15 protein-coding genes are annotated in these 18,511 nt (G+C 71.7%); 12 read left to right on the forward strand and 3 right to left on the reverse strand.

Going from position 1 to position 18,511, the window contains the following annotated elements; genetic code table 11:
* Positions 1 to 76: 76 nt before the first annotated feature.
* Positions 77 to 2,041, reverse strand: a complete 1,965-nt coding sequence (locus tag ACFC1X_RS24780) for a condensation domain-containing protein (protein WP_376357046.1) — start codon at positions 2,039 to 2,041, stop codon at positions 77 to 79.
* Positions 2,042 to 2,401: 360 nt separating this feature from the next.
* Between ACFC1X_RS24780 and ACFC1X_RS24785 the strand changes: the two genes are divergently transcribed.
* The 11 genes from ACFC1X_RS24785 to ACFC1X_RS24835 all read left to right on the forward strand — a co-directional run bounded on the left by ACFC1X_RS24785 (position 2,402) and on the right by ACFC1X_RS24835 (position 13,938).
* Positions 2,402 to 3,178 carry an alpha/beta fold hydrolase gene (locus tag ACFC1X_RS24785; RefSeq protein WP_376357048.1) on the forward strand — a complete coding sequence of 259 codons (777 nt, stop codon included), beginning with the start codon at positions 2,402 to 2,404 and terminating at the stop codon, positions 3,176 to 3,178.
* 52 nt (positions 3,179 to 3,230) lie between these two features.
* Positions 3,231 to 3,821 carry an adenylyl-sulfate kinase gene (gene cysC, locus ACFC1X_RS24790; protein ID WP_376357050.1) on the forward strand — a complete coding sequence of 197 codons (591 nt, stop codon included), beginning with the start codon at positions 3,231 to 3,233 and terminating at the stop codon, positions 3,819 to 3,821.
* The gene (gene cysD / locus ACFC1X_RS24795) at positions 3,818 to 4,756 is read left to right on the forward strand and encodes a sulfate adenylyltransferase subunit CysD (RefSeq protein WP_376357052.1); all 939 of its coding nucleotides are present in this window, start codon (positions 3,818 to 3,820) and stop codon (positions 4,754 to 4,756) included. Before cysC ends, cysD begins: the two co-directional genes overlap by 4 nt.
* Positions 4,757 to 4,758: 2 nt before the next feature.
* A complete protein-coding gene (locus ACFC1X_RS24800; RefSeq protein WP_376357054.1) occupies positions 4,759 to 6,084 on the forward strand; it encodes a sulfate adenylyltransferase subunit 1 in 1,326 nt (441 codons plus the stop codon).
* 28 nt (positions 6,085 to 6,112) lie between these two features.
* Positions 6,113 to 7,219 carry an aliphatic sulfonate ABC transporter substrate-binding protein gene (locus ACFC1X_RS24805; RefSeq protein WP_376357056.1) on the forward strand — a complete coding sequence of 369 codons (1,107 nt, stop codon included), beginning with the start codon at positions 6,113 to 6,115 and terminating at the stop codon, positions 7,217 to 7,219.
* 59 nt (positions 7,220 to 7,278) lie between these two features.
* The gene (locus ACFC1X_RS24810; RefSeq protein ID WP_376357058.1) at positions 7,279 to 8,106 is read left to right on the forward strand and encodes an ABC transporter ATP-binding protein; all 828 of its coding nucleotides are present in this window, start codon (positions 7,279 to 7,281) and stop codon (positions 8,104 to 8,106) included.
* Positions 8,093 to 8,983, forward strand: coding sequence for an ABC transporter permease (locus ACFC1X_RS24815; protein ID WP_376357060.1), 891 nt, complete (start codon positions 8,093 to 8,095; stop codon positions 8,981 to 8,983). Before ACFC1X_RS24810 ends, ACFC1X_RS24815 begins: the two co-directional genes overlap by 14 nt.
* A gap of 149 nt (positions 8,984 to 9,132) precedes the next feature.
* On the forward strand, positions 9,133 to 10,566 hold the full coding sequence (locus tag ACFC1X_RS24820; protein ID WP_376357062.1) for an FAD/NAD(P)-binding protein: 1,434 nt from the start codon (positions 9,133 to 9,135) through the stop codon (positions 10,564 to 10,566).
* A 135-nt stretch (positions 10,567 to 10,701) separates the two neighbouring features.
* Complete coding sequence (locus ACFC1X_RS24825) at positions 10,702 to 10,905, forward strand: hypothetical protein (RefSeq protein WP_376357064.1); 204 nt, start codon at positions 10,702 to 10,704, stop codon at positions 10,903 to 10,905.
* A gap of 74 nt (positions 10,906 to 10,979) precedes the next feature.
* Positions 10,980 to 12,764 (forward strand): ABC transporter ATP-binding protein, encoded by a 1,785-nt coding sequence (locus ACFC1X_RS24830; RefSeq protein ID WP_376357066.1) that lies wholly within the window; start codon positions 10,980 to 10,982, stop codon positions 12,762 to 12,764.
* A 115-nt stretch (positions 12,765 to 12,879) separates the two neighbouring features.
* On the forward strand, positions 12,880 to 13,938 hold the full coding sequence (locus ACFC1X_RS24835; protein WP_376357068.1) for an IS630 family transposase: 1,059 nt from the start codon (positions 12,880 to 12,882) through the stop codon (positions 13,936 to 13,938).
* 17 nt (positions 13,939 to 13,955) lie between these two features.
* Here ACFC1X_RS24835 and ACFC1X_RS24840 read toward each other — a convergent pair whose 3' ends face one another.
* Both ACFC1X_RS24840 and ACFC1X_RS24845 read right to left on the reverse strand, forming a co-directional pair.
* Positions 13,956 to 14,606: a hypothetical protein gene (locus ACFC1X_RS24840; protein ID WP_376357069.1), complete on the reverse strand. Its 651-nt coding sequence runs from the start codon at positions 14,604 to 14,606 to the stop codon at positions 13,956 to 13,958.
* Between the two features lie 185 nt (positions 14,607 to 14,791).
* Entirely contained in the window at positions 14,792 to 16,078 is a 1,287-nt protein-coding gene (locus ACFC1X_RS24845; protein ID WP_376357071.1) for an RNA-guided endonuclease InsQ/TnpB family protein, read from the reverse strand.
* 388 nt (positions 16,079 to 16,466) lie between these two features.
* Between ACFC1X_RS24845 and ACFC1X_RS24850 the strand changes: the two genes are divergently transcribed.
* Positions 16,467 to 18,401 (forward strand): multicopper oxidase family protein, encoded by a 1,935-nt coding sequence (locus ACFC1X_RS24850; protein ID WP_376357072.1) that lies wholly within the window; start codon positions 16,467 to 16,469, stop codon positions 18,399 to 18,401.
* Positions 18,402 to 18,511: the final 110 nt, after the last annotated feature.

An 18,511-nucleotide genomic window follows, 5' to 3' on the forward strand; every position in this document is an offset into this window, starting at 1 on the left:
GGGCCGGGCGCTGGTACGGGGGCGGGGGCGGGGTGGTCGGGGGCGTCGGCCGGGGTGGGGCGCCGACGGTGGGTGGTCATGGCCGGGGCTCTCCTCGGGTCGGTTCACTGGAAGCGGGCCCGGCGGGCGCCTGGGCCATCCGCACCCGCGGCTGACCGGCCAGGGCGGCGAGCGCGGCGGCCACGCCGCCCGTGCCGCCCCCCAGGCGGGGCAGTTCGCGCAGCAGCCGGGCGCACTGGCCGACCAGGCGCGACGCGTCGGCGTCGGCGAGCCGGGAGCGGTCGTGTACGGCGGTCAGGACGAGGCCGTCGTCGGTGTCGCGGCGGGCGGAGAGGGTGACCGGGAACAGGGTCCGGGCGCCGGCCGGGCGGGGCGGGGTGACGCTGATGCCCTGGGCGGCGAGGGCGGAGCGCAGGTCGTCGCGGCCGGGCCGCAGGGTCTCGACGGCGATGACGCTCTCCGCGAGTTCCTCGTCCGCGCGGCACCCGCTCCACCGGTGGACCTGGCCGAACGAGACCCACTCGTAGGAGGCGATGTCCAGGGCCGCATCGCGCAGTTGGGCCAGCAGCCGGGTGACGGGCGCGGCGGGGTCGACCCGCACGGTCACGGGCAGCGTGTTCGTGAGCAGGCCGGGCAGCCGTTCGACGGAGTCCAGGGCGATGCCGCGGCCGGGAACGGTGACGCCGAAGCCCACCGTGGCGGGCCCGGTGGCGGCCGCCGCCCGGTACAGCAGCAGGGCCCACGCCGCCTGCAGCGCGCCGGCCTCGGTGGCCGCGCAGGACGCCGCCCAGGCGCGCAGCCGGCCGGCCTGGGCGGCGCCGAGGCGGGCCTCGCTGCGGCCGGTCCCGTTCAGGCCGGTGGCCGGTCCCGGCCCGCCGGGCAGCACCAGGGCGGTGCCCGGGGTGATGGCGCGGGACCAGAAGTCGCGGGCGGGGGCGGTGTCCTGGCGGGCGAGCCAGCGCGCGTAGTCGCGGATGTCGGGGCGCCGTTCGCCGCCGGGCAGGCGGCCGCCGGCGAGGTAGGCGCGGTAGAACTCCTGCAGCAGGACCGACACGCTCCAGCCGTCCAGCATGACGTGGTGGAAGGTGAGCAGCACCCGCACGCCCGGGTGGTGGCCGGCACCGGCGGGGGCCCTGTCGTCGAGGAGGTTCAGGCGCAGCAGGGCCGGGCGGCGCAGGTCGAAGCCGCGTGTGCGGTCGCGTGTGCTCAGGTGCTGGAAGCCGACGGAGCCGGCCGGATGCCGGACGACTTCGATGCCGGCGTGTTCGTGCAGGAGCAGGCGTGGTCCGTTCCGCCAGTCGAAGGCGGCGCGCAGGACGGTCTCCCGGTCGGCCACCGACTGCCAGGCGGCGGTGAACCGTTCGGTGTCCAGGGGGCCGCGCCAGCGCCAGTGCAGTTGCTCCACGTGCCGGCCGGGGTCGGGGTGGGCGAGGGCGTCCAGGAGGAGGGTGTGCTGGTGGGGGGTGAGCGGCATGGTGGCCGGTGGGGGGTGGGGCGGGGTGGGGTGGGCCGGGGTGTGTTCGCCGGGCTCCCCCGGCGGCGCCGGGGCGGCGTCCGGCAGCGGCTCCGGCTCCGGTTCACGCGGCGGCACCGGATCCGGCTCGGGTGCATGCGGCGGCACCGGATCCGGCTCGGGCCCGGAATCCGGATCGGGCCCGGGCCCGGGATCGGCCTCGGGATCGAGCCCGGGCTCGGGCTCGCGTTCGGGCTCGGGCTCGCGTTCGGGCTCGGGCTCGCGTTCGGGATCGGGCTCGCGTTCGGGATCCGGTGAGGTCAGTCTCGCCAGGGCGGGCCGGTCGGTGCTGCCGTCGGCGCGCAGGGGGATGTGCGGCACCCGGTACAAGCGGGCGGGGACCAGGTGGGCGGGGAGCCTCGCCGTCAGGGCGGCACGCAGTTCGGCCGGCGCCGTGCCCGTCACCACGTGGGCGACGATCCGCCGCCCGTCCGGGCCGGGTCCGGCCAGGCCGACGGCCGCCTCCCGCACCCCGGGCAGGGAGACGAGCGCGGCGTGCACCTGGCCGAGTGCGACCCGGTCGCTCATGTCGGTCTCCCGGTGTTCGGCGGCAGGACGGGACGACGGGCCCGGCCCGCTGTCGCCGCCGCTGCCGCCCGAGGACTGACGCACCGCTGACGGCTGCCGCCGCGCCTCACTTCGCCACTGTCATGACAGGGCGGTCGGGTGGACTCCGGCTGTGGCGCGGCTCGCGGGCCGCTGGTGCGCGCGGGGGCGGGAGGGACCGGACGGCAGCGGGCGGCGGCGGGCGGGGCCGCGGCCGGTGAGGGGACGAGCGCGGCGCAGGGGCTCTGCGACCGGTCCTCGACCCGTGGTCCAGCGCGGCGGCCGAGGATGCCGCCAGACGGGGAGGTGAGAGCACCTCCGTTTCGGCGTGAGGAGAGCGTGATGCGCAAGGTCGTTTCCCGGGACGGCACGACGATCGCTTACGAGAAGGCCGGCGACGGGCCGCCGATCGTGCTCCTCAACGGCTCCTTCCGCGACCACACCATCTTCGACGCGCTCGTTCCCGAACTGGCGCCGCACTGCACCACCTACGTCTACGACCGCCGCGGCCGCGGCGAGAGCGGCGACAGCCCCCACTACGACGTGGCCCGCGAGATCGAGGACCTCCAGGCCGTGATCCAGGAGGCGGGCGGCTCGGCGGTGGTGTTCGCCGGTTCCTCGGGCGCGAACCTGGCCGTCGAGGCGGCGCTCGCCGGGACGGCGATCTCCAGGCTCGCACTGCACGAGCCCTTCTACCGGGTCGACGGCTTCCCGAAGCCGCCGTGGAACGTCGCCAAGACGCTGCGTGTCCTCATGGAGGAGGACCGGCGCCAGGAGGCGGTCGAGTACTACCTGGGCAGCTTCCTGGGCCTGACCCCGGACACCGTCGCCGAGTGGCGCCAGGGACCGATCTGGGCGGTCAACGAGGCGAACGCCCACACCCTCGCCTACGACGTGGCGATCTGCGGCGACTGCACCGTCCCGGCCGAACGGCTCGCCGGGTACACGACGCAGACCCTCGTCCTCAACAGCTCCGGCACCAGCGAGTGGCTGCGTGCGGCGGCACGGGCCACCGCGGCCGCCCTGCCCGCCGGCCGGTCGCTGGAACTGCCCGGCTCCTGGCACCGGATCGACATGGACGTCCTCGGCCGCACCCTCGCCGAGTTCGCCACGGCCTGAGCACCGCTCCGCTCGCTCCCCCACACCATCCCCCGTCCAGGAGGGCTCCACCGTGACCACAGCTCACGCCCCGGCCACGAGGACCGACCCCGCCGGGGCAGCCGCCGGTGCGGGCGGCGCCACCGTGTGGCTGACCGGGCTGCCGAGCGCGGGCAAGTCCACCCTCGCCCGCGCCCTCGCCCGGCGGCTGCACGTCACCGGCCGCCGCGTCGAGGTCCTCGACGGCGACGAGATCCGCGGATTCCTCTCCGCGGGCCTCGGCTTCGGCCGCGCGGACCGGCACACCAACGTGCAGCGCATCGGCTTCGTCGCCGAACTGCTCGCCCGCAACGGCGTCACGGCGCTGGTCCCGGTGATCGCCCCGTACGCCGACAGCCGCGACGCGGTCCGCGAGCGCCACGAGGCGAACGGCACGCCGTATGTGGAAGTGCACGTGGCCACCCCCATCGAGGTGTGCTCGGTGCGCGACGTCAAGGGCCTGTACGCCAGGCAGGCCGCGGGTGAACTGACCGGGCTGACCGGCGTCGACGACCCGTACGAAATTCCCGGGACGCCCGAGCTGCGGATCCGGACACAGGGCAGGACGGTGGCCGACACCGCCGCCGAACTGCACACCTTTCTGACCGAGAGGGGCCTGGCATGACGGTAGCGGCGCAACCTCGCGAGGCGGTGCCCGAGGACATTGCGGCACTCCCCCACCTCGATGCTCTCGAGTCGGAGGCGGTGCACATCTTCCGTGAGGTGGCGGGTGAGTTCGAGCGGCCGGTGATCCTGTTCTCCGGCGGCAAGGACTCCATCCTCATGCTCCACCTCGCCCTCAAGGCGTTCGCGCCCGCGGCGGTGCCGTTCTCGCTGCTGCACGTGGACACCGGGCACAACTTCCCCGAGGTCCTCGACTACCGCGACCGCACCGTCGAACGGCACGGGCTGCGGCTGCACGTCGCCTCCGTCCAGGACTACATCGACCGCGGTGTGCTCCACGAACGCCCCGACGGCACCCGCAACCCGCTGCAGACCCTGCCGCTGACCGAGAAGATCCAGGCCGAGAAGTTCGACGCCGTCTTCGGCGGCGGACGCCGCGACGAGGAAAAAGCCCGCGCCAAGGAACGGGTGTTCTCGCTGCGCGACGAGTTCTCCCAGTGGGACCCGCGCCGCCAGCGCCCCGAACTGTGGAACCTCTACAACGGCCGCCACGCCCCCGGCGAACACGTCCGCGTCTTCCCCCTGTCCAACTGGACCGAGCTGGACGTGTGGCAGTACATCGCCCGCGAGAACATCGAACTGCCCGCCATCTACTACGCCCACGAACGCGAGGTCTTCGCCCGCTCCGGGATGTGGCTGACCGCCGGCGACTGGGGCGGGCCCAAGACCGGGGAGAGCGTGGAGAAGCGGCTGGTGCGCTACCGCACCGTCGGTGACATGTCCTGCACCGGCGCCGTCGACTCCGACGCCGACAGCATCGAGAAGGTCATCGCCGAGATCGCCGTCACCCGGCTCACCGAACGCGGCGCCACCCGCGCCGACGACAAGATGTCCGAGGCCGCGATGGAAGACCGCAAGCGCGAGGGGTACTTCTAGACATGACCCGCACCACCGAACCCACCGGGGCCCTGTCGGTCTGGCAGCTGTCCGAAACCACCCTGCTGCGCTTCGCCACCGCCGGCTCCGTCGACGACGGCAAATCCACCCTCGTCGGACGCCTCCTGCACGACTCCAAATCCGTCCTCACCGACCAGCTCGAAGCCGTGGAGCGGGCCTCCGCGAGCCGCGGGCAGGACGCCCCCGACCTCGCGCTGCTCACCGACGGCCTGCGCGCCGAACGCGAACAGGGCATCACCATCGACGTCGCCTACCGCTACTTCGCCACCCCCAGGCGCCGGTTCATCCTCGCCGACACCCCCGGGCACGTGCAGTACACGCGGAACATGGTCACCGGCGCCTCCACCGCCGAACTGACCGTCATCCTGGTCGACGCCCGCAACGGGGTGGTCGAGCAGACCCGCCGGCACGCGGCGATCGCCGCTCTGCTGCGGGTGCCGCACGTCGTCCTCGCCGTGAACAAGATGGACCTGGTCGACTACCGCGAGCCCGTGTTCGCCGCGATCGCCGAGGAGTTCACCGCCTACGCCACCGAGCTGGGCGTCCCCGAGGTCACCGCGATCCCGATCTCCGCGCTCGCCGGGGACAACGTGGTCGAACCCTCCGCCGTCATGGACTGGTACGGCGGACCCACCGTGCTGGAGCACCTGGAGACCGTGCCGGTCAGCCACGACCTCGCGCACTGCCACGCCCGGCTGCCCGTGCAGTACGTGATCCGGCCGCAGAGCGCCGAGCATCCCGACTACCGGGGTTACGCCGGGCAGATCGCCGCGGGTACCTTCCGCGTCGGCGACGAGATCACCGTCCTGCCGTCGGGCCGGACTTCGAAGGTGTCCGGGATCGATCTGCTGGGGGTGCCGGTCGAGGAGGCCTGGACGCCGCAGTCGGTAACACTGCTGCTCGAGGACGACATCGACGTCTCCCGCGGCGACCTGATCGTGCCCCGCAAGGACGCACCGGCCACCAGCCAGGACGTCGAGGCCACCGTCTGCCACGTCGCCGACGCGCCGCTCACCGTCGGCCACCGGGTCCTGCTCAAGCACGGCACCCGCACCGTCAAAGCGATCGTGAAGGACATCCCGGCCCGGCTCACACTCGACGACCTGTCCCTGCACCCGCACCCCGGACAGCTCGTCGCCAACGACATCGGCCGGGTCACCATCCGCACCGCAGAGCCCCTGCCCGCCGACTCCTACGCCGACTCCCGCCGCACCGGGTCCTTCATCCTCATCGACCCCAGCGACGGCACCACCCTCACCGCCGGCATGACCGGCGAATCCTTCGCCACACGCATCGGCCGACCGTGAGCGCCGGGCCAACGAGAGGAATCCGTCCGTGCCTGCCACCACCGCTCTGCGCCGCACCGTCACGGGCCTGATCGCGCTGCCGCTGCTGATCCTCACGGCCTGCGGGTACGGCTCCGAGGCCGTGAAGGACGACGGAGCGAAGGTCGCCGCCGGTGCCGAGAAGATCGACGGTCTGGACTCCGTCCGGATCGGGTACTTCGGCAACGTCACCCACGCCACGCCGCTGGTCGGCAACCAGAAGGGCTTCGTCCAGAAGGCCCTGGGCGCCACCGAGGCCAAGTACGCCACCTTCAACGCGGGCCCCTCCGAGATCGAGGCGCTGAACTCCGGCTCCATCGACATCGGCTGGATCGGCCCCTCCCCCTCGATCAACGGCTACACCAAGTCCGGCGGCAAGAACCTCCGCATCATCGGCGGTTCGGCGTCCGGCGGCGTGAAGCTGGTCGTCAACCCCGACAAGATCAAGTCGCTGAAGGACGTCAAGGGCAAGCGCATCGCCACCCCGCAACTCGGCAACACCCAGGACGTCGCCTTCCTCCACTGGATCGCCGAACAGGGCTGGAAGACCGACGCGCAGAGCGGCAAGGGCGACGTGACCGTCGTGCGCAGCGACAACAAGGTCACCCCCGACGCCTACAAGTCCGGCTCCCTGGACGGCGCCTGGGTGCCCGAGCCGACCGCATCCAAGCTCGTCGCCGAGGGCGGCAAGGTCCTGCTGGACGAGTCGACGCTGTGGCCGGACAAGAAGTTCGTGATCACGAACATCATCGTGTCGCAGAAGTTCCTCACCGAGCACCCGAAGGCCGTCGAGGCGGTGCTGAAGGCGTCGGTCGACACCAACGAGTGGATCAAGGCCAACCCGGACCAGGCCAAGGCCGCCGCCAACAAGCAGCTGGAGAAGGACACCGGCAAGGCCCTGCCCGCCGACGTCCTCGACCCGGCCTGGAAGTCGATCCAGCTCACCGACGACCCGCTGGCCGCCACCCTCGACGCCCAGGCCGAACACGCCGTCAAGGCCGGTCTACTGGACCAGCCCGACCTCAACGGCATCTACGACCTCACTCTGCTCAACAAGGTCCTCAAGGCCAAGGGCAAGCCCACCGTCCACGACGCCGGACTCGGTCACCGGCCCTAGGCAGCCGGCGCCGATCACGCCCAGGGACCAGGACCAGGGACCAGGAGGTTCGACCGACCATGGCCACGACCACGACCCCGCCCGTCGCCCAGGACACCCGGGCCGGCGCAGCCACCACCGCCGGGAAGACCGCCGCGGCCACCGCGCGCGCCGCCCGCATTCAGCACGTCTCGAAGTCCTTCGCGGGCCCCGCCGGGCAGCAGCTCGTGCTGGACGACATCACCCTCGATGTCGCGCCCGGCGAGTTCGTCACCCTCCTGGGGGCCTCCGGCTGCGGCAAGTCCACCCTGCTCAACCTGGTCGCGGGCCTGGACAGGCCCAGCACCGGCGAGATCACCACCGACGGACGCCCCGCCCTCATGTTCCAGGAACACGCCCTCTTCCCTTGGCTCACCGCGGGCAAGAACATCGAACTCGCCCTGAAACTGCGCGGCGTACCAAAGGCCGAGCGCCGCGACAAGGCCGAGGAGCTGCTCGAACTCGTCCGGCTCAAGGGCGCGCACGGCAAGCGCGTGCACGAACTGTCCGGCGGCATGCGCCAGCGCGTCGCGCTCGCCCGGGCGCTGGCCCAGGAGAGCAAACTGCTCCTGATGGACGAGCCGTTCGCGGCGCTGGACGCCATCACCCGGGACGTGCTGCACGACGAACTGACCCGCATCTGGCGCGAGACCCAGCTGTCCGTCCTGTTCGTCACCCACAACGTACGCGAGGCCGTCCGCCTCGCCGAACGCGTCGTGCTGCTGTCCTCCCGCCCCGGGCGCATCGCCCGCCAGTGGACCGTCGGCATTCCGCAGCCGCGCCGCATCGAGGACACCGCCGTATCGGAACTCTCCGTCGAGATCACCGAAGAACTCCGGGGGGAGATCCGCCGACATGGCCAGCACTGACCCCTCCCTCAAGGGTGACGCCGACCTCGCCGGCCTGGAAGCGGGCCTCGACGCCCTGGAGACCCGACACAGGACCCGTATCCCCTTCCGGCAGACCTTCGTGGAGAAGATCCTGCCGCCCACCGTCGCCGTCCTGCTGGTGCTCGCGGTGTGGCAGGCGCTGGTCTCCTTCAAGATCGTCGACGACCCGACCAAGCTGCCGGCCCCGGCGGACGTATGGCGGGTGGCGCAAGACGCCTGGCTCCAGGGCGAACTGCTCGGCTACATCTGGACCAGCGTCTCGCGCGGACTCTCCGGCTTCCTGCTCGCCCTGCTGATCGGCACCCCGCTGGGGCTGCTGGTCGCCCGCGTGAAGGTCGTCCGCGCCGCCATCGGACCCATCCTGTCCGGCCTCCAGTCCCTGCCCTCGGTCGCCTGGGTACCCCCCGCCGTGATCTGGCTGGGCCTGAACAACTCGATGATGTACGCCGTCATCCTCCTCGGCGCCGTCCCCTCCATCGCCAACGGCCTCGTCTCCGGCGTCGACCAGGTCTCCCCCCTCTTCCTGCGCGCCGGACGCACCCTCGGCGCCACCGGCCTCAAGGGCACCTGGCACATCGTCCTCCCCGCCGCGCTACCCGGCTACGTCGCCGGCCTCAAACAGGGCTGGGCGTTCTCCTGGCGCTCACTCATGGCCGCCGAGATCATCGCCTCCTTCCCCGACCTCGGCATCGGCCTGGGCCAGCTGCTGGAGAACGGCCGCAACGCCAGCGACATGGCCATGGTCTTCGAAGCCATCCTCCTCATCCTGATCGTCGGCATCGCCATCGACCTGCTCATCTTCAGCCCACTGGAACGGTGGGTGCTGCGCAGCCGCGGCCTGCTGGTCGTGTCCTGACGACGGTGCGCCCCCGCCCCTGTCCCCTGCCCCTGCCCCGGGCCTGGGCCCGTTTCGCTCCAGCCGCACTCGACGCAATGCCTGCCCGTTCTCAAGGGGCGCCCATCAGGGTGGCGGTGAACGGGTTGGCCGGCGAAACGGAGAGCGACATGCGGACACGGCACGCATCCGCCGTCAGGGCCATCGGCAGGAGCCAGGGCGACTGCGGCGCCAAGGCGGGCCTGACGGACCGTGTCGCGGTGGTGGGTGCCGGCGCGGCCGGCGCCCTGACGGCGGTTCAGCTGATGCGGCAGGCCGAACGGGCCGGGCATCGCCTCGGGGTGTGGCTGATCGACCCGGCCGGGCACACCGGCCGGGGGGTCGCCTACGGCACGCCCGATGCCCGTCATCTGCTCAATGTGCCCGCCGCCCGCATGAGTGCCTTCCCGGACGATCCCGGGCACTTTCTGCGCTGGCTGACGGGCCGGCACCCGCACGCCGCGCCCGGTGACTTCGTTGCCCGCCAGGAGTACGGGCGCTACCTGGGCGATGTCGTCGAGCAGACCGTCGCCGCGTGCCGGCACGCGCGGCTGCACCGGGTGCGGGAGCGGGTCGTCGCCGTCCGCGAGGAGGGCGGCAGGCCGGTGCTGCGGCTGTCGGGCGGGGGTGAACTGCGGGCGGACGCCGCCGTACTGGCGCTGGGCAGCCTGGGGCCCGACCCTGCCTGGGCCGGGCCCGGGCTCAGGGCGTCCCGGCGTTTCGTCGCCGACCCGTGGGCGCCGGGGGCACTGGAGGGGCCGGCCGCGCAGGGGGACGTACTGCTCGTCGGGACCGGTCTGACCATGGTCGATGTGGCCCTCACGCTGGCCGGCCCCGGCCGGGTGCTGCACGCGGTGTCCCGGCACGGGCTGCTGCCCCGGGAGCACCTGCCCGCGGCGGCCGCGGCGACAGCGCCACCACAGCTGGAGGGTGCGCACACGCTGGAGGCGCTGCGGCGCGGTGTGCGGCTGCATCTGGCCGCCGGCCGCCGTGTGTGCGGGGACTGGCGGCCCGCGCTGGACGGGCTGCGGCCGGTGACGGCGGCCCTGTGGCAGCGGCTGTCCGCGGCCGACCGGCGGCGTTTTCTGGCCGAGGACCTGCGGACGTGGGAGGTGCACCGCCACCGTGTCGCGCCCGCGACGGCGGGCGCGCTCGGTGAGCTGCGGGCGCGGGGTCTGCTGCGGGTGGGGGCCGGGGAGGTGGTGCGGGCCGTGGAGGACGAGGACGCGGTGGCCGTGAGGCTGAGCGACGGCAGGCGGCTGCGGGTTGGTGCGGTCGTCGCATGCACCGGGGCGCGCCTGGACCTGCGCCGCACCGGCGATCCCCTGGTGCGCTGCCTGCTGGAGCACGGACATGCCCGGCCCGGGCCGGCCGGCCTCGGTCTCGACACCGGCGAGGAGGGGCGGCTGGTGCCCACGGCGGGTGTCCGGGGCGTGCGGCTGTGGACGATCGGGGCCCTGCGGCGGGGGAACCTGCTGGAGACCACCGCCGTCGCGGAGATCCGGGCGCAGGCCGCCGAGGTCGCCGGCGCGGTGCGGGAGGCGCTCGCCGTGCGCCGGCCTTGACGGCCGGCCGCTGCGGGCAGCGGCTGAGGGGCTCGGCCGGGCCTCCAGCAGGAGTCGACGGATCGCCCGCCGGTTGTTGAGGCGCTTCGGTCAGGGTGGCGGTGAACGGGGTTGGCCGGCGAAACGGAGACCGTCATGCGGGCACGGCAGGCATCGGCCATGAGGGCGCTCGGCCGCAGTTTCGGCGAGGGCGTCATGTGGATGGGGTTCGGATGGTTCGGGGCGTTGCCGCCCCATCCGTGGTCCGGTTACGCGTTGCCGCCCGTCGAGCAGCCGTGTCTGCCGCCGCTGTCGCAGGAGGAGTTCGTGCGGTGGACGGCGCCGGTCAAGGACCTGTGAGAGGTGGCCGCGGCCTGTGCGCGGCCTGCGAGACGTTTCCGCCCGAGGACAAGCCGACGAAGAAGGAGACCCAGGTGAGGCGCACCGGGCCGGCCGCTGCCGCTGCTCATGTTCCTGTGCCCAAGCGGCGCATTCTCAAGCTGTTCCGTCCCTACCGCAGGAGCCTGCTGTTCGTCGGGTTCCTGGTGGTGGCTTCGTCGCTGGTCTCTCTCGTCAATCCGTTCCTGATCCGCGAGATCATCGATGTGGCGCTGCCGCAGGGCAGGACCGGGCTGCTGTCCGTGCTCGCGCTGGGCATGGTCGTCGTCGCGGTCGCGAACAGCTCGTTCAACGTGTGGCAGACCTATCTGTCCGCGAAGGTCGGCCAGCTCGTCATGCACGATCTGCGGACGGCCGTCTACTCCCATCTGCAGCGGATGTCGCTGGCCTTCTTCACCCGGACCCGTACCGGTGAGGTGCAGTCGCGGATCGCCAACGACATCGGCGGGATGCAGGTGACGGTGACGACGACCGCGACGGCGCTGGTGTCGGACGTGACCACGGTGCTCACGACGGTCACCGCGATGGCGCTGCTCGACTGGCGGCTCACCCTCGCCTCGCTGTTCGTGCTGCCGGGGTTCGTGTGGGTGAGCCGTCATGTCGGGGACGAGCTGCGGGTTCTGACCCGTGCGCGGCAGCGTCAGTTCGCCGACCTGTCGTCGAACGTCCAGGAGTCGCTGTCGGTGAGCGGGATCATGCTCGGTCACACCATGGGCCGTTCGCGTTCGCTCAGCGACGCCTTCGCGGGGCAGTCGCGCAAGCTGACCGACATCGAGGTGCGGGCCAGCACGGCGGGCCTGTGGTACCAGTCCACGATCTGGATCGTGATGGCGGCCATGCCGGCGGTGATCTACTGGGTGGCGGGGCTGACCGCCGGCGGCGGCCACATGTCCATCTCCATCGGTGCGCTGGTCGCCTTCGCCACGCTGCAGCAGATCCTGTTCCGGCCGGCGCAGCGGCTGCTGACGATCGGTCTGGACATCCAGAGTTCCCTGGAGCTGTTCGGCCGGATCTTCGAGTACCTCGACCTGCCCGTGGACGTCGCCGAGCCGGAGCGGCCGGTGGTGCCGGCGGGTCTGCGGGGCGAGGTGCGACTGCGGGGGGTCGGTTTCCGCTATGCGGGGGCCGAGCGGGCGACGCTGGAGGGTGTCGATGTGACGGTGGGCGCGGGGCGCAGTCTCGCCGTCGTCGGGGAGACCGGGTCGGGCAAGACGACCCTGAGTTATCTCATCCCGCGGCTGTACGACGCGACGTCGGGCACGGTGACGATCGACGGTGTCGATGTGCGTGACCTGTCGTTCGACACGCTCGCGGCCGCCGTCGGTGTGGTCTCCCAGGAGACGTATCTCTTCCATGCCTCGGTCGCCGACAATCTCCGGTTCGCCAAGCCCGACGCGAGTGACGAGGAGCTGGTCGCGGCGGCGCGGGTGGCGCACATCCACGACTATCTGATGTCGCTGCCCGACGGCTACGACACGGTGGTGGGCGAGCGCGGGTACCGGTTCTCCGGCGGGGAGAAGCAGCGGCTGGCCATCGCCCGGGCGATCCTGCGCGATCCGCCGGTGCTGGTGCTGGACGAGGCGACCAGTGCGCTGGACACGCAGACCGAGCGGGCCGTGCAGCAGGCCGTCGACGCGGCGAGCGCCGGCCGTACGACCATCACGGTCGCGCACCGGCTGTCGACCGTCCGCAACGCCGACGAGATCCTGGTCCTGGACGCAGGTCGGGTCGCCGAGCGCGGCACCCATGACGAACTGCTCGCCCTGGGCGGTCATTACGCGACGCTGGTGCGGCGGGACGGTGAGATGGCCGTCGTCTAGTGCTGTGACCGCAAACGATCAGCGGAGTGGTGTTCGTGGTGCTCGGGCCGGTTGGATGTGACGACCCAGGGTCCGCAGGCTGACCGAGCAGGAGGGGCAGAAGCTGCAGCGGATCGTGCGGCGGGGCAGCACCAGCACGGTGCGGTTTCGCCGGGCGGTGATGCTGCTGGCCTCGGCGGGCGGGAACAGCGTCCCGGTGATCGCCCGGCTCGTCCAAGCGGACGAGGACACCGTTCGCGACGTGATCCACCGCTTCAAGGAGATCGGCCTGGCCTGCCTGGACCCTCGTTGGGCGGGAGGCCGTCCCCGCCTGCTCACAGTTGACGACGAGGACTTCGTCATCCAGACGGCCACCACCCGCCCGACCAGTCTGGGTAAGCCCTTCACCCGCGGGTCGATCCGGAAAATCACCGACCACCTGTGCCGGGACCACGCCCGCCCGATGCGGATCGGCTGCGAGGCCCTGCGCTGCCTGCTCGCCCGCCGCGGCGTCACCTTCCAGCGCGCCAAGACCTGGAAGGAGTCGACCGGCCCTGACTTCGACGCCAAGCTGGACCGGATCGAGTACGCGCTGAACGAGCGCCCGGACCGCGCTTTCGGCCTTCGACGAGTTCGGCCCTCTGGGCATCCGCCCGACCGCTGGCTCCTGCGGGGCCGAGAAGGGCAAGCCCAACCGGCCGCCGGCGACCTTCCATCGCACCCACGGCACCACCTACTTCCACGGTTGCTACTCGGTCGGCGACGACACCCTCTGGGGCGTCAACCGCCACCGCAAGGGCACCGCGAACACTCTGGCGGCCTGAAGTCAATCCGGGCCGCCCGCCTGGACGGCGCCCCCATCTACGTGATCCTGGACAACCTCTCCGCTCATACCGGAGCCAAGGTCCGCCGCTGGGCGGCCAAGAGCAAGGCCGAGCTGTGCTTCACGCCGACCAACGCGTCCTGGGCGAACCCCATCGAGGCGCACTTCGCACCGCTGCGGCTGTTCACCCTCGCCAGCTCCCACCACCCCAACCACACCGTCCAGACCCGTGAGCTGCACCGTTACCTGCGCTGGCGCAACACCGACGCCTGCCACCCCGACGTCCTGGCCGCCCAGCGGCGCGAACGCGCCCGCATGCGCGGTGAGAAAGGCATCCGGTGGGGCGGCCGACGACCCTCCATCCCGTCCTGATGGCCAGAGGCCAAGAGTCACGCGTCGCTGCCGCCGAGGTGCCGGGCCGCGAGCACGGTGACCTGGGCAGCCAGGTCCGACAGGACGGAATCGCGCAGTGCGGCGGCGTGCGCGAGCCGGGCCACGTCGCTCACCCAGGCGCCGGTGGCCCGGTCATCCTCACCGATCCGGGCGAACCCCCGGTCCAGCAGGCCACGAGCCTCGGCGTCCCGCTTGCGGGCCACAGCCTTGACCGCGCCGACAGCATTGGCCAGGGCACTGGCTGGCCGTGACCACTCGCCCTCACGGGCGCGCACTGCCGGGTTCCCGGCGTCGTAGTGCAGGTCATCTGCGACCGATGCGGTGCGGACATCCAGGTCAAGCCGCCAGAACAGCGGCACCCCCGCGAAGCGGACGAACAGCAGGCGGCGACGGTCGGAGCGGTGGAAGTCCGAGTCACTGCGGACGCTGTCGACCGGCTGGACCCTGCCCAGCGCCTCCACCATGCGCGCCAGGCAGTCCGGGAACTGCGCGTCCGGCACCACCCATGCGATGTCGATGTCGCTGAAGACGTCCGCCATGCCGGATGCCAGCGAGCCAATCAGCTTCGCACCCGAGCCCGGGCAACACCTCTTCAGCGCGATGCACACCTCGGCGGCCAGGGCGGCGCGATCGGTCTCTCTCGCCATGACACACACCGTAGGTCCGCCCCGCGCCACACCAATCGTCCTCAGCAATCCCTGACGTAACCGGCTGCCCCACCCCGGTGATCGTTTGCGGTCACAGCACTAGGGACGCCCAACGGGGTCCGAGACACCAAGGCGGTCGGTGAACCGCCGTGCGGTGCAGCGGGCTTCAAGCGGTCCTGGAGGGGTCATTGCCTACGATCCGGCGAGTGACTCCACCCACGATACGAATCGCGGGCTTCCTGGGTCGGTGGCTGAGCACCGTCGCAGAGGGCCAGCCCGGCCCTGTGCAGAACGTTCAGTGCGCCCACGCGGTCGGCGTTCTCCACCAGCCCGCACTGGACACACTCGAACTTCGCTTGGGTGACGCGGTTCTCCTTGGCGACGTGCCCGCATCCGCCTATCGCGGGTGGGCATGTGCGGGAGGTGTTGCGGGCGTCCACTTGGATCACACGGCGAGCGGCTCTCTCAGCCTTCTGCGCCAGGATTCCGAGGAACTGTCCCCAACCCGCATCCAGGATGCTCCTGTTGAGTCCCGCTTTGGCGGCTGCACCGTTCGCAAGGAAAGCGCCGGCCTGCTCGGGGTCGGGCTTGGGGGCAGGCGCTTTGGTCATGCCCGCCGTGTTCAGCTTCTCGTGCCCGATCACGTCGTTGTGGCGAACCAGGGCGAGAGCCGTCTTGTGGTGGTGGTCGAGGCGCTGACGCCGGATCCTGGCATGCAGCTTGGCGACCTTCCGGGCAGCGGCCCGGTGTTTCTTCGTGCGCCGTCGGGTGCGTTTGGGAAACGTCGCCAGGTGCTGCTGGGCCTTGGCCAGTTCTTCAGCCATCGCGTGCAGGAAGCGGGGGTTCGGCTCGTGCCTTGCGTTGGAGTCGGTGAAGAAGTGCACCGTGCCCATGTCGATGCCGACAGTACGGTCCGTGGCCGGGAGCGGTTCGGTGGGTACTTCGTCGCAGGCAAGAACGACGTACCAGCGGCGGCCTTCCCGCTTGATGCTGATCGTCCTGACCCGCCCGCGCACGGGGCGGTGCTGGTGTACCCGGACGTGCCCGATGCCTTGCAGCCGGACACGGACTTGCCGGTCGTGCGGGGTGGAATCCCAGCGGCAGCCGTCACCGTCCTTCGGGAAGGTCACGGTGTCGAAGTGACCGACTCCCTTGAAGCGTGGGTATCCGGGTGTGAGGCCGGCCCTTACTCGCTTGAAGAACGCCTGGAATGCCTTGTCGAGGCGCCTCAGGGTGGCCTGCTGAGAGGAGAACGACCAGCGTCCTTGCCGTTCGGGGTCGAACGCCCGGATTTCCTTGAGCTGGGCGGACTGGCCGCCGTATCTGATGCTCGTCCTGCTGGCGTGGCGGTAGGCGTCGCGGCGTTCCTGCAAGGCCCCGTTGTAGAGCGAGCAGTGGTCGGCCAGCATCGCCCGAAGCGACTCCCCTTGGCCGGCCGTGGGACGCAGGAGGAACTTGCACGACCGGATCACGAAGCCTCCCCCTTGCCCCACTGGGTGTTGAGGTATCTCCTCACCGCGGCCACCGAGACTGCGCCGACCGATGCGCCGACCGATGCGCCGACCGATGCGCCGAAGTACAACGACGACCACAGAGTGGGCACTCGGCGCCACCGAGGACCGGACAACAGTACGGCGGGCACCACACCACGTGGAGCCCGAGGCCGTACACGCAGCCGGAGAATCGGCGAACCTTCCTGGTCACAGCCTCACAAACACTCCACACACGCTGTATGTCTCATCCGACAGAGAGGGCAACGCAGGTGAACAGTGCAGATTCACAAAGCGAGTTGAGGTCAGAGCAGCCCAGAGAAGCCACCCCCTGCCCTGCCACAGCGCGGCGTCCCCTGGCCAGGTCCTGATGGAGACCGCGTCTGCCGAAATACCGGACCCGCACTCGGTCGGCCGGCGCGCCCTGCTGCGCGGTGGTGCCGTCGCCGGGCTGGGTGCGCTTGTGTCGTCGTCGTCCGTCTTCGCCTCGCCCGGCCCGGCTCCGGCCGGGGCCGGGGAGCCGTCGGCGGAGGGACTGCTGCTGACGAAGTTCAGGGATCCGCTGCGTACGCCGCCGGTGCTGCGTCCGCGTGAGCGCGGCGGGCACGACGAGCTGACGGTGCGCATGCGTACCGCGGACGTCGTCGTGCACTCGGAGCTGCCCGCGGTGCGGATGTGGACGTACGAGGGCAGTTGGCCGGGGCCGACGATCGAGACGGTCCGCGGGCGGCGGCTGCGGGTGGTGTGGGAGAACGGGCTGAGCGGGGACATCCCGGTCACCGCGGTGGAGTTCGGGCGGCCGGGCGGGCCGATGCCGGATCCGCTGTCGAACTATCCGGGCACACAGGGCTGCCGGGAGGTGGCGGGTGTGGCCGGCCTTCAGCCGTGGGCGGCGGTGCATCTGCACGGCATGCTGACCGGTGGCGGCAACGACGGCTGGATGGAGAACCTGCTCGCTCCGGGTGAGGTGCAGTTGTCGGCGTATCCCAACGACCAGGCCGCGACGACCCTCTGGTATCACGATCACACCCACCACGTGAGCCGGTTCAGTGTGTACGCGGGTCTGGCGGGTCTGTTCGTGTGCCGCAACGCGGAGGAGCGTGCTCTGGGGCTGCCGCGGGGCCGGTTCGAGGTGCCGCTGGTGCTGAGCGACCGCAACTTCGATCTGGACGGGTCGGGGGCGCCGGTGGGGCGTCTGGTGCACAAGGTGGAGATGGTCGGTACGAAGCTCATGCGGGCGCATGCCGCTCCCTACACCCTGGTCAACGGTGTGGTGTGGCCGTATCTCGATGTCCAGCCGCGCTGGTACCGGTTCCGGATCGTCAATACGGCCAACTCGCGGATCTACCGGCTGATGCTGCTGGCGGACGGCGCACCCGTCGCGGGCGCGTTCCAGGTGATCGGTACCGATCAGGGGCTGGTCGACAGGCCGCTGCCGGTGGAGGGGGCGCTGAACCTCTCCCCCGGTGAACGCGCCGATGTGCTGGTGGACTTCGGCGCGTTGCGCGGCCGGTCGGTGAAGCTGGTCAACACGATGGAGGGTGTGGTCCCGGGCGGTTCCAGTGTCCGTGACGATCTGCTGGAGCCGGATGTGATGCAGTTCCGTGTCGCCGCCCGGGGATCCGGCGGGCGGTTCACCCTGCCGCGGACCCTGTCGCCGACCTTCGAGCGGCCCACGCATCACGATCTGCCGCACGGCGGGCGTCCCCGGTGGGTGGTGCTGGTCGGTCCGGGTACGGCGAACGTGCCCGAGCTGTGGGAGATGGAGGAGGTGGAGGCGGCCGAGGCGGAGCAGATCACCCTGCCCTCGGCGGGCGTCGTCCAGGTCCGGGATGCCCAGGGGGCGGTGACCACGCTGCGGCGTACGGCCATGCGCTACGACGACGGGAACACGTTCACCGTGGCGCACGGCGGTGTGGAGATCTGGAAGTACCTGAATCTGGCCGCGTCGCCGCATCCCATGCACATTCACCTGGCGCACTTCCATGTGCTGTCCCGGGAGCACTACGACGTGAGCGGTTTCGACCGGGTGGTGCGGGGTTCGGCCAGGCCGGTGGCGTTCCTGGAGGCGGGGCGGCTGGAGGCGCACGAGCGCGGGGAGAAGGACACCGTCCGGGTGGGCACGGCCGGGCGGATCGTGCCCGGGCCGCAGGGGACGCCGGGTGAGATGGTCACCGTGGCGGTGCGTTTTCCCGTGGTGGGCCGGGGGGTGCACCACTGTCACATGCTGGAGCACGAGCAGCACATGGTGCGTCCGCTGGTGGTCTCTCCGGCCGGTCACGGGCACGCGGGCGGCCATCACTGACACGCCGTGGGGGCGGGGGGGGGGTGGGGGCGGGGCCACGGCGGGGCCCCGCAGGGGGGGGGGGGGGGGGGAGGCGGAGGTGGGGGCGAAGGAAAACGGGCCGGGCGGCC

It is taken from the genome of Streptomyces sp. NPDC056128, from assembly GCF_042263835.1.
Taxonomy (GTDB): Bacteria; Actinomycetota; Actinomycetes; order Streptomycetales; family Streptomycetaceae; genus Streptomyces.